11 protein-coding genes and 1 tRNA gene are annotated in these 10,997 nt (G+C 74.3%); 7 read left to right on the top strand and 5 right to left on the bottom strand.

Annotated elements, in window-relative coordinates; genetic code table 11:
* The first annotated feature begins 572 nt into the window (after positions 1-572).
* Positions 573-1,820, top strand: coding sequence for an MFS transporter (locus VKV23_05815; protein HLI15551.1), 1,248 nt, complete (start codon positions 573-575; stop codon positions 1,818-1,820).
* Positions 1,821-1,976: 156 nt separating this feature from the next.
* On the opposite strand, the gene VKV23_05820 is transcribed toward VKV23_05815, so the two are convergent.
* A tRNA-Lys gene (locus tag VKV23_05820) sits at positions 1,977-2,049 on the bottom strand.
* Positions 2,050-2,221: 172 nt separating this feature from the next.
* On the opposite strand from VKV23_05820, the gene VKV23_05825 reads away from it, so the two are divergent.
* Both VKV23_05825 and VKV23_05830 read left to right on the top strand, forming a co-directional pair.
* On the top strand, positions 2,222-2,434 hold the full coding sequence (locus VKV23_05825) for a DUF1918 domain-containing protein (GenBank protein ID HLI15552.1): 213 nt from the start codon (positions 2,222-2,224) through the stop codon (positions 2,432-2,434).
* Positions 2,435-2,499: 65 nt separating this feature from the next.
* On the top strand, positions 2,500-3,021 hold the full coding sequence (locus VKV23_05830) for a helix-turn-helix transcriptional regulator (GenBank protein ID HLI15553.1): 522 nt from the start codon (positions 2,500-2,502) through the stop codon (positions 3,019-3,021).
* Between the two features lie 9 nt (positions 3,022-3,030).
* Here VKV23_05830 and VKV23_05835 read toward each other — a convergent pair whose 3' ends face one another.
* Together VKV23_05835 and VKV23_05840 are read right to left on the bottom strand one after the other, a co-directional pair.
* Positions 3,031-3,951, bottom strand: coding sequence for a hypothetical protein (locus VKV23_05835; GenBank protein ID HLI15554.1), 921 nt, complete (start codon positions 3,949-3,951; stop codon positions 3,031-3,033).
* A 91-nt stretch (positions 3,952-4,042) separates the two neighbouring features.
* Positions 4,043-4,432, bottom strand: coding sequence for a hotdog domain-containing protein (locus tag VKV23_05840; protein HLI15555.1), 390 nt, complete (start codon positions 4,430-4,432; stop codon positions 4,043-4,045).
* Between the two features lie 81 nt (positions 4,433-4,513).
* Here VKV23_05840 and VKV23_05845 point away from each other — a divergent pair, with 81 nt between their 5' ends.
* A complete protein-coding gene (locus VKV23_05845; GenBank protein HLI15556.1) occupies positions 4,514-5,926 on the top strand; it encodes a TldD/PmbA family protein in 1,413 nt (470 codons plus the stop codon).
* Positions 5,919-7,256 carry a TldD/PmbA family protein gene (locus VKV23_05850; protein HLI15557.1) on the top strand — a complete coding sequence of 446 codons (1,338 nt, stop codon included), beginning with the start codon at positions 5,919-5,921 and terminating at the stop codon, positions 7,254-7,256. The genes VKV23_05845 and VKV23_05850 overlap by 8 nt, the downstream gene beginning before the upstream one ends.
* A 4-nt stretch (positions 7,257-7,260) precedes the next feature.
* Here the strand turns inward: VKV23_05850 and VKV23_05855 are convergent, their stop codons facing one another.
* The gene (locus VKV23_05855) at positions 7,261-7,572 is read right to left on the bottom strand and encodes an FmdB family zinc ribbon protein (protein ID HLI15558.1); all 312 of its coding nucleotides are present in this window, start codon (positions 7,570-7,572) and stop codon (positions 7,261-7,263) included.
* A 93-nt stretch (positions 7,573-7,665) separates the two neighbouring features.
* On the opposite strand from VKV23_05855, the gene moaC reads away from it, so the two are divergent.
* Positions 7,666-8,163 carry a cyclic pyranopterin monophosphate synthase MoaC gene (gene moaC, locus VKV23_05860; GenBank protein ID HLI15559.1) on the top strand — a complete coding sequence of 166 codons (498 nt, stop codon included), beginning with the start codon at positions 7,666-7,668 and terminating at the stop codon, positions 8,161-8,163.
* A gap of 74 nt (positions 8,164-8,237) precedes the next feature.
* Entirely contained in the window at positions 8,238-8,801 is a 564-nt protein-coding gene (locus VKV23_05865) for a hypothetical protein (protein ID HLI15560.1), read from the top strand.
* Here the strand turns inward: VKV23_05865 and VKV23_05870 are convergent.
* On the bottom strand, positions 8,798-10,997 hold a 2,200-nt coding region (locus VKV23_05870; protein ID HLI15561.1), incomplete at its 5' end, for an FUSC family protein. The two genes, VKV23_05865 and VKV23_05870, sit on opposite strands and share 4 nt — an antisense overlap.

Here is a 10,997-nt window from a genome sequence, read left to right on the forward strand (position 1 = left end):
TCGGCTTTCGCGTCACGATCGAGCCAGCCGAAGCCGCCTGAGCTGTCCCCAGGACTGAACAGCGGGACTTCGTCCCGAGCGGGGCTCCGCCCCGCACCCCTTGACCTCGCGCGTCCCGATGACAGGGTTTTCGTGTCAGCCCGCCGACGATCGTCCTCCACGGCCCGAACGCCGTCGGCGCGCCCGCGAGCGAGGGCGTCGCCGACGGCGCCTGCCGGCTCGACGATCGCCTGCCCCCCCGGTGACGACGAGCGGCGAGGCTGCGTGACCTCTCGGCCGCGGCGTCGGCGCGCGTCCCCTTGCCGGGTGGCCGCTGCCGGCGGGCGTGTCCTGACGCCGGGTCGCGGGGTGCAGGCCGCGCCACACCCCTCCGGGACTCGCGAGGCGCTCGTGGGACGAGGGACGGTCGAGCTCGGCCGGCGAGAGCCGCGCTGTGCCTGTCCTGGGCTCGCGATCCGGGCCACCTGCGCGCCAGCGGGTCGCGCCAGCCGGCGCAGCGCCCGGCGGTCCCGCCCTACCATGGCCACGTCGGGCGGGGCAGCGAGCCCTGCGCAGCAGCGATGAGGACGGGAATGGCTGGCGCGCACGCCGCTTCGGTCGAGCAGGTCCACACGTCGATCCTCCGCAAGCCGGACGACCGGCGCGCGCTCGTCGTGATGACCGTGGGCCATGGCATCCAGCACTTCTACGTGGCAGGCCTCGCCGTCACGTACCCGTTCATCGTCGCCGACCTCCACGTCTCGTACGCGCTGCTGGGGGTCGTCCTCACCGCCAGCGGCCTCGTCGGCGGCCTGCTGCAGGGCGCAGCAGGGCTGCTCCGCAAGGTCCGGGCACGCGCCATCCTCACGGCGCAGAACGCCGGCCTCGCGCTGGCGACGCTGCTTGCGGCCATCTCTCCGGGATTCGGGCTCTTCGGCGCAGCGAAGATCCTCGGTGCCATCGTGAGCTGGCCCCAGCACCCGGTCGGCTCCGCGTACCTCTCGGAGCGCTTCCCCGAGCGCCGGGCGACCGCGCTCAGCTGGCACACCGCCGGCGGGAGCCTCGGCACCGTCACCATCCCGCTCCTCGCGTCGGTCGTCATCGCCACGGCCGGCTGGCGCTGGGCGCTCGCAGCGGTGGCGGCGGCCCTCGCCCTCGGGGCGCTGCTGATCGCTGCGGCGCTGCCACCGGAGCGCCGGCACCTTCCGGTCGAGGCGGACCCATCCGAGCCCGCCAGCCTCGGTCGCCTCCTCCGACAGCGCCGTGTCCTCGCCGTGCTCGCGGCCTCGACGGTGGCTGCAGGTGGGCGCGGCCTCGGGACGCTGAGCACCTACATCCCCGCCGACCTGCGCAGCGGGCTGCATCTGCCGACGCTCACGGTGGGGGCGATCTTCACCGTGGTGATGACGGCGAGCATCGCCGGGCCGCTCCTCGGTGGCGGGCTGGCCGACCGCTTCGGCCGCCGAGGCACGCTCGTGGCCACCTACCTCGCCGGTGCCGGCGCGCTCGTCGGGTTCGGGTACGCGGGTCGCGACCTCGCGCTCCTCGTCCCGCTCGGCGTCCTCGTCGGCGTCCTCGCGTACTCCGAGGCGCCGCTCATGCAGGCGGTGTTCTCGGACATGACCGAGCGCGGGGTCGCGCGGGCGACGTTCGGGGCGTTCTTCGCGATCAGCTACGGGGTCGGCTCGCTGTGGACGGCGCTCATCGGCTGGATCATCGATGCAGCCGGCTTCCCCGCGGCCTTCGCGACCATGGCGGCGTCGTTCGTCGTCGCGGCTGCCATCATCCTGCTCGGGACGCGCGCCCCCCGGGTCCGGTCGACGCCGGCGGAGGTGGGCTGAGGCAAGGGCCTCGACGACCCGATCGGCCCGGCCCGGCGCTGCTCGATCGACGCCGGCGCGGCGCTGGCGGCCAGTGGGACGGCGCTGGATGTGCCAACCGGCGGCCGAGACCAGGTGCGCCGTGGAGCTCCTCGGCGCCGACGTCGGTGCCTGCCGTGGGCCGCCCGGGTCTCGATCCCGGCACCTTGGGATTAAAAGTCCCCTGCTCTGCCCGATGAGCTAGCGGCCCGGTGCCAGCGTAACCCCGGGTCTCGCGGGGGCCGAGGCCGTCGGCGGCGGCCGAGCGCGCGACGCGAGGCGCGATGTGACGTCCGTCCCTGGTCGCAGCGCGCGCAATCCGGCGCGATGAGCCGCGCAGCGCGCGCACGGCGCCTGCCGATCGAGCACGGGAGGAGCGTCTCGTGGAAGCTCATGTCGGCGACCACCTGGTCGTCAAGGGTCATCGGGCGGGGCAGCCAGATCGTGACGCGGAGATCCTCGAGGTCCGCGGCGCACAGGGGAAGGCGCCCTACCTCGTACGGTGGGGCGACGACGGCCACGTCGGACTCGTGGTCCCCGGCCCGGATGCCGTCGTCGTCCATCGCGAGCAGGGCCACGAGCAGGGCCAGCAGTGAACCTGGCTGGGTTCGCCTTGGAGGTGGCCCCACCGGCTCGCGCAGGCGTTCGGTAGCCTGGGGCGGTGGTCGGTCGCCCGGTGCCCGACGACGCGCGGCAGTTCCTGACGGCGCAGGGCGCGCTCCTGCGCGCCGCGCGTGCGCGCCAGGCGCTCACCCTCCAGGGCGTCGAGGCAATCACCGGAGGGGAGTTCAAGGCGGCCAGCCTGAGCGCCTACGAGCGGGGCGAACGGATGATCTCCGTCCTGCGGCTGCTGCGCCTCGCCTCCCTCTACGGTTCCTCGCTCGACGAGCTCGTCCCTGGCTCGCCCGCCGAGCCGGCTCCGGCGGGGCGCCCGCGACCGGTGGCGAGCCCGGCGGCACCGACCATCCGCATCGACGTGGCGCGCCTCGAGCGCCGCCGCGGGGCCGGGTGGGACCAGCTGCGCACCTACGTCCGCACCGTCCAGGCGCGCCGTCGAGGTCGGCACGCGAGGGTCGTCGTGCTGCGCGGCGAGGACGCGTGGGCCGTCGCCGCGATGCTCGCCGTCGAGGTCGACGAGCTCGTCGGCTTCCTCGAGGGCGCGGGGGTGGCGCCGTCGGGCTGAGCGGCCCCGCTACTCCTGGTCGAAGTCGAAGACCGAGAGGCGGGATCCCGACGGGCCGTCCTCCCCTGCTCGAGGCTCCGGCGGTCCCTCGGCCGCGAGTCGGGCTCGATGGCTGCGCACCAGCTCGCCCGGATCGGGTAGGTGGTGACCGGGCTGCGGTTGATCGAGCGCCTGCACGCGCAGCACCGCGACCGGCCGCTCGGCTGCTCCCGACTCCTCGGTCCCCTGCGCCCCCGCACGCTCGTCGGCAGCGGCGACCTCCGGCACCTCGGCGCGGGCGTCCTCCGCGCGAGGAGCGCCTGACGTCGCGGTCTCGAAGCGGGCGACGGCGTCCTCGACGAGGCGCTTCACCCCGAGGAGCTCGGCGAGCGCCGCCTTGCGCTGCTCGTGGAGGAACGTGATCTGGGTGACGGCCCGGGCTCGGTCCTCCTCGACCCGCTCGAGGTAGGAGCGCCGACGGCGCTCGATCTCCTCCTCCACGGCGCTCGCGCGCCGCCGGGCGGCGGCAACGATCTCCTCCGCCTCCCGGCGCGCCTGCTCGCGCAGTTCGTTCGCCTCGTGCTCGGCGCTCTGTCGCAGCGCGTACGCGCCCTCCCACGCCTCCTGGAGGATGCGCTGGACCCGCTCGCCGAGGGTGTCGAGCGACGGCGGCTGGGGGGAGCGGTCCTCGCTCTCGAGCACGGCGACGCGCCGGTGGAGCTCGCGCAGCTGGCCGACCGCCGCCGCCAGCTTGCGCTCGGCCTCCGACGCCCGCCGCATCGCCTCGTCGAGGCGCCGCTGCTGGTCGGCGACGTAACGGTCGACCTGCTCGGGGTCGTAGCCGCGCCGCCCTGCGCTGAAGATCGGCGTGGCCTCGGCCTGCCCGTGTGGCGCGCTGCCCTGCTCCATCTCCATCCCCGATCCGGCACCCCGCCGGCGCCTCTCGCCCAACTGGACCCTCGCCACGACCGCGGCGGGCGGTGGGCCGATCGTACCGAGGAAGAGCGCCCTGGGCGTGGACCTCGCGCGCCGGGGCCGGCCGTCAGCGCGCCCGCTCGAGGAAGCGGCGTCGCTCGACGGCGACGCGGGTCAACTTGCCGGCGCCGACGAGTCCTGCGGCGTCGCTGGCGGTGACCGTGAAGACGAGCCGGCGGCCCTCGATGCGGGCGAGGAGTGCTTCCGCGACGACCGACCCACCGACGGCGACGGGGGCCAGGTGGTCGAACTGCACCCGCATCGCCACGGTGGTCCAGTCCTCGGGCAGCGCGCCCGCCATGGCGCGCATCGTCGCCTCCTCGCACAGCGCGATGAGGCGGGGCGTGGCGAGCACCTCGACGTCGCCGGAGCCGAGGGCGACAGCGGTGTCGCTCGCGCCGACCGTGAGCTGCGCCCGCCCGGCGAGCCCGAGGGGCAGATCGGTCCCGAGAACCACGTCGTTACGATACGAGCACGCCGATCGACCGGCCACTTGGTCGCACCGCTGGGGATCCCCTCGGCGTCCGGGAGGAGACAGGTGACACCACCCGATCACGCCCTGCTCGACGAGGACGTCGTCGCCGGCACGCTCGCAGCGGCGCTGCGCCGGGGCGGCGACTTCGCCGAGATCTTCGTCGAGGATCGCCGCTCGACGCGCATCTCGCTCGACGACCGCCGGGTGGAGGAGCTGTCCTCCGGGCGCGAGCGCGGCGCGGGCATCCGCGTCGTGGTCGGCGAGACCACCGGGTTCGCTCATACGGCCGACCTGAGCGAGGCGGGCCTGCTCGCCGCGGCGGAGGCCGCGGCTGCCGTCGCCAGGGGCTCGGCCGCGGGGACCCGGCGCGTCGCCCTCGGACAGCGCGCGCCTGGCGCGCGTAGCGGCGCGGAGCAGCTCCCCGAGGAGGTGCCGAAGCGGGCGAAGGTCGAGATCCTCGAGCGAGCCGACGCCGCGGCCCGAGCGGCGGGGTCGGCGATCGTCCAGGTCGCCGCTGGCTACGGGGACAGCCGGCGCCGGATCCTCGTCGCCAACTCCGACGGGCTGGTGGCCACCGACGACCAGGTCCGCACGCGCCTCGCCGTCGTGTGCGTGGCCTCCGGGGACACCGGCCTGCAGACGGGCCACGAGAGCGTCGCCTGCACGATCGGCTTCGAGCTCTTCGACCGCTTCGCCGTCGAGGACGTGGCCGCGCAGGCGGCGCGCCGGGCGCTCGCCAAGCTCTCCGCACGCCCGGCGCCCTCGGGCGTGCTCCCCGTCGTCATCAAGAGCGGGACCGGCGGGATCCTCTTCCACGAGGCGTGCGGCCACGGCCTCGAGGCGGACCACGTGCTGAAGGAAGCCTCCGCGTACGCGGGCAGGGTCGGCGGCCTCGTGGCGAGCCCGCTCGTCACGCTCGTCGACGACGGCACGCTCGCCGACGGCTGGGGGAGCGCCCGGATCGACGACGAGGGTCGCCCGGTTCAGCACAACGTCCTGATCCAGGACGGCGTTCTCACGGACTACATGTGGGACCTCGTGCGCGCCCGCAAGGAGGGCCGCCAATCCTCGGGGAACGGGCGACGCCAGAGCTACCAGCACCTGCCGATGGTCCGGATGACGAACACCTACCTGCCGGCCGGCAGCGAGGACCCGGAGGAGATCGTCGCCCAGACGCCCTACGGCGTGTACGTCGCGAAGCTCGGCGGGGGTCAGGTGAACACCGCGACCGGGGACTTCGTCTTCGGGATGACCGAGGCCTACCTCATCGAGAACGGCCGGATCACCGCGCCGCTTCGCGACGCGAACCTGATCGGCAACGGCCCGGACATCCTGTCGAAGATCGACGCCGTCGGCACGGACTTCGACGTCTGCCCGGGCACCTGCGGCAAGGACGGCCAGAGCGTCCCCGTCGGCTGCGGTCAGCCGACGCTGCGGGTGACGGGCGTGACGATCGGGGGCACGGCCGGTGCCTGAACTCCTCGAGCTCGCGCAGCGGATCGCCGCGGCCGCCCGCCCAGGCGAGCAGGTGGAGGCCTACGTCGCCCGGGAGCGGGGCACGGACGTGCGCGTCTTCGAGGGCGACGTCGAGTCCCTCTCGTTCGCCCAGTCCGCTGGCGTCGGCGTGCGAGTCGTCGTGGGCGGGCGCCAGGGCTTCGCGTACGCGGGCGACCTCGACGAGCGGCTCGCGCGCGACGCGCTCGAGGAGGCGCGTGACAACGCTCGCTTCGCGACCGAGGACGAGCACGCTGGCCTGCCGGTCCCCGACGGGGTTGCGCCGGCGCACCTCGAGCTGTGGCGCGAGGAGACGGTGTCGACGGACGACAAGGTCGCCCTCGCACTCGAGCTCGAGCGGCGCGTGCGGGCCGCCGACCGCAGGATCCGCCAGGTCGTGAGCGCCGACTACGGGGATGGCCAGGTGGAGGTCGCGGTCGCGAGCTCGCTCGGGATCTCGGCGGTGAGCCGGCGGAGCGGCTGCTACGTCTCGGCGGACGCGGTCGCCGGCGAGGGTCCCGAGACGCAGACCGCCACCGGCTACAGCGTGGGACGGGCCTTCAGCGACCTCGACCTCGACAAGGCGGCCGGCGACGCCGTCGAGCGGGCGACCCGCCTGCTCGGGGCGCGAAAGCCACCGGGCGCCACCCTCGCGGTGGTCCTCGACCGGCGGGTGACCGCCACGCTGCTCGCCATCCTGGCGGGCACGCTCTCGGGCGAGGAGGTCGCCAAACGGCGCTCGCTGTTCACCGATCGGCTCGGCGAGGAGGTCGCCGCCACGTCGGTCACCCTCCTCGAGGACCCGACGAACCCCCTCGCGTACGGGGCTTCTCCCTACGACGCCGAGGGTCTCGCCTGCCGGCCGACCAGGCTGATCGAGGGAGGCCGGCTCGCCGCCTACCTCTACGACACCTACTCGGCCCGCCTGGCACGTGCCTCGTCGACGGCGTCCGCCGTGCGCGGTGGCTACGCGTCGACGCCGTCGGTCGGCGCGCGAGCGCTCAGCCTGGAGCCGGGCGAGCTCGGCCAGGCCGAGCTCGTGCGCTACGTCGGCGAGGGGCTGTTCGTCCAGCAGGTCAGCGGCGTGCACTCGGGTGTCAACCCCGTGAGCGGGGACTTCTCTGTCGGCGCCGAGGGCCTCATGATCCGCGACGGCGCGCTCGCCGAGCCGGTGCGCGAGATCACCATCGCGTCCACGATCCAGCGCATGCTCCAGCACGTCCTCGCCGTCGGGGCGGACGTGGAGTGGCTCCCCAGCGCGGCGGCCGGGGTGAGTCTCGCCATCGGCGAGGTGGCGATGAGCGGCGCGTAGGTGCCTAGCTCGACGAGGCAGCCGCAGACGCGCCAGCGGCGGCGTTGCTCGTGGCGGGCGCTGGCGCGGACGCCTCCTTCGAGGCCGAGTCCGAGCGGGCTTGCTCGCTCGCGCCGGCCTTCTCCTTCGTGGCGCCGTTCGACCGGCTGTCGGTCTTGTAGAAGCCGCTGCCCTTGAAGACGATCCCGACGGCGCCGAAGACCTTGCGCAGCGAGCCGCCGCACGAGCCGCAGCTGGTGAGCGGTGGATCGGCGAAGGACTGCACCACCTCGAGCCGTTCGCCGCAGCTGCGGCAGGCGTATTCGTACGTCGGCATCGGCGACTCCTGGCACTCCCGGCTAGTGAGTGCTAATCATACCGGCGCCCCGGCGTGGTCGCTCGCCTGCGTGCCGTGTCGTACACTCAGGTAGTGGCGGAGCGCAGCCTCTCCCAGGTCGACCCCCTCGGGCGGGCCAGGATGATGGATGTCGCCCCGCGCGAGGCGACGCACCGACGGGCGCTCGCTCGCTGCAAGGTGGCCATGCTCCCCGAGACGACGGCCAAGGTCGCGAGCAACGCCATCACGAAGGGCGACGTCCTCGGCGCGGCGCGCATCGCCGGGATCCAGGCAGCGAAGCGAACGGCCGACCTCATACCGCTCTGCCATCCGCTGCTCGTGGGCAGCGTGACCGTGAACTTCACGATCGGCGACGACTACGTCGAGGTCGAGGCGCAGGTCGAGACCTTCGACCGCACCGGGGTCGAGATGGAGGCGCTCACCGCCTGCGCCGTGGCCGCCCTCACCGTCTACGACATGTGCAAGTCCGCCGATCGCACGATGTCGATCGGGGACCTCTGCCTGTGGGAGAAGTCCGGTGGTCGCTCCGGCAGCTGGCGACGGGTCGCCAGCGACGGCAGCCAGCCCTAGGGCTCGGGCTCGCGACCATCCACCGCTCGCGCGCCCGGCTCCGCTAGCGTCTCGCCGCGGGTTCGCGCGTACAGATGGAGGGCCCGCCCGGGATGGTCGTTCTCGTCCTCGTGCTCGTCTGGGTCGCAGCGCTCCTCCCGATCGCGCTGAGGAAGCGTTCTGAGTGGGAGATCACCGCCTCGGTCTCCCGCTTCCGCTACCGCACCGGCCTCCTGCGGCGCGCCTACCCTCGACTGGCCGCCGCCGCGAGCGCGCCGGAGAGCTCCGCTCAGCTGCGGGCACGGCCGCCGGTGCCCGGGAGGCCGAAGCTGGCCGAGCGCCGTGCCCGGCGCCGCCGCGTGCTCGCCACCCTCCTCGGTGCCACCTTCGGGACGTTCCTCCTCGGTGCCATTCCCGCGCTGCGCCCGTTGTGGGCGCTGTCGCTCGTCTCGCTGGGCGCGACGGCCGCCTACGTGGCGCTCCTCGCGCACTTCGCCAGGTTGGAGCTCGAGGCCGCCACGCGTGACCGGAAGGTCGTCCCCATCACCGCCCGGCGCGCCGCCCCCGCGCTCGAGGCGACGCGTGTGGCTGCGGTGGGCCACGCCGCCGTCGACGTGCCGGCTCGACCGGCGTTCGTGCTCGTCGAGGCGCCCTCCTAGCGCCAGAAGGGCGAGGTGGGCCGCGAGGCGTTCTGAGCTCCGAACGCTCGCGAGAGCGTCGCACCGAGGGTGTCGATCGCATCGACGAGCTCGTCGGTGGCGGCGATGAGCCCACTCGTGGCTCGCGCCACGCCGTTCGCGCTCGCCAGCTCACCGTGGAGCCGTCGCAGCGGGCCGAGCTCGACGGCAGGAGGAGCGTCGCCTCGGGCGACGGCCGCGAGGACGGCCGCGAGCGAGGCGAGCGAGCGGTCCACCGCCTCCGCGAACGGTCCCGCCCCCGGGAGCGCGTGCGTCGAGCGTCCTCGAGCGATCTCGGTCCGCACGGCGTGGAGCGCGCTCGCCGTTCGCCGGAGCGCGGCGAGCGACGAGGTGCCGAGCGTTCCCTCGACCCGGCGCGCGGGAGGCTCACCCAGCGAGCGCTCGAGCTCGGCCTCGGCGTTCGAGCGAGCGAGGCGCGCGCTGCGAGCGAGCTCGCGGATGCGGACCTCGTCGAAGCGTGCTCTGCCGGCAGCTGCGCCGAGCACTGCCGCGGCGTAGCGTCGCTGGGATTCGACGAGCGCGGCAAGGCTCGCCAGGGCGGCGCTGCGCGACCAGGTCGGCCAGAGCGCGTAGGCGACGAGGGCGACGCATCCGCCCACGACCGTGTCGAGGAGTCGAGCCAGCGCAGTTCCGAGCGTTCCCGGTGTCACGAGGTTGACGAGCAGCACGACGAGGCCCGTGATGAACGCGCAGAAGAGCGTGTAGCTGGCCTGGAAGGTGGCCGCCGCGGCCCAGGCGAAGGCGGCGAGGACGACGAGCGCTGCCACGTCGGCCGGGTGGACGGCGACGGCGATGAGGGAGGCGAGCGCAACGCCGACGAGCGTGCCGAGCACGCGGGCGATGCCCCGTGCGTAGGTGGCGGCGAAGTCGGGGCGGAGCACGATGGCGGCGGTCACCGGTACCCAGTAGCCGCGCTCGAGGGGTGCGTGCTCGGCGAGGACGGTCGCCGCGACGACGGCGGCGCAGAGTCGGAGGGCGTGGCGGAACGCGGTCGAGTGCAGCGTCAGGTTGGCCCGGAGCGTCTCGAGCTGGGCGAGCGCGCGGCGCGTGAGCACCGATGGCCCCGGCGGGGGTCGGAGCGGCGAGAGGCGCACCGCGCCGGTACCGCCGGCGTCTGCCGCGAGGGCCGCCGCGGCGCGCAGCTGGCCGCTGAGCGCCTCGACGTGAGCACCCATCGACTCGAGGGTCGCCCGCACGAGCGGGTCCTCCGTGTGGCACCGTCCCAGCGCGTCGGCGACACGCCTGACTTCCTCCTCGGTGGCGTGGGCGCGCGGCGGGCGGCCCTCGAGCGAGTCCGCGACGCCGAGGAGCGCGAGCGACGCTCCCTGCAGGAGCCGGTCGAGGTCCTCGAGCACGGCCGTCGCGCGCGTATCGATGCGGGCGAGCTGCCGCCACTGACTGCCGAGCACGATGAGCTCGATCCGGGTGCGCCGACCCACGTCGACGAGGGCCCGCAGCAGCTCGAGCTCGCCGTGGCCGAGCACGCCCGCGGTCCCGATCGCCGCAGCGGCCTCGTCGAGCGCGACGGCGGCCGGGAGGCTCGAGGAATGGTTGCAGGAGCGGGCGAACGAAGCGAGCTCTCGGAAGGCGGCCGCGCTGGCGCGCAACTGGCGGAGCACGCCAGTCGGCCAGCGGATCGCAACAGCGAGCAGCACCTGGGCGATCCCGCCGAGGAGGACCCAGAGGCCGAGCAGTGCGGCGTCGGCGACAGGCTCGTGGTAGTGGCCGAAGACGACGAAGGCGACGATCGCCTGCACGCCGACCGTGGCTCCTGAGCTCCCGAGGGAGACGAGCAGTCCTGCGCCGAGCGAGGCGGCGCCGAGGAGCGCGAGGTGGACCCAGACGAGGTTCGAAGTGGTCGAGCTCGCGACCGTCGCTGCCGCCATGCCGAGGCTCGTCGCCCACATCGTGCCGAGCGGTGGTCCTGGTCCGAGCGCGCTTCCCATGGACGCGCTCCCGGCGAGGAGTGCACCGACGGCCAGCGTGGCGCCGAGCGCGGGGCGAGAGGTGGCGATGCCGACGAGCAGCATCGCGACGATCCCGATCGTGATGCGCAGCGCGGACAGCGGGTTGAGCGCGGAGGCGTCGAAGCGGAGGGACTCGCGCAGGGATCGAGCGAGGAAGTGCGGGACGCTGCGCTGGCTCCTCCTCCGCCGG

Source organism: Acidimicrobiales bacterium, from assembly GCA_035294085.1.
Classification (GTDB): Bacteria; Actinomycetota; Acidimicrobiia; order Acidimicrobiales; family Bog-793; genus DATGLP01.

Coding starts and splice junctions, on each gene's coding strand:
- VKV23_05815 (HLI15551.1), top strand. CDS start 573: ATGGCTGGCGCGCACGCCGCTTCGGTCGAGCAGGTCCACACGTCGATC.
- VKV23_05865 (HLI15560.1), top strand. CDS start 8,238: ATGGAGGGCCCGCCCGGGATGGTCGTTCTCGTCCTCGTGCTCGTCTGG.
- VKV23_05855 (HLI15558.1), bottom strand. CDS start 7,572: ATGCCGACGTACGAATACGCCTGCCGCAGCTGCGGCGAACGGCTCGAG.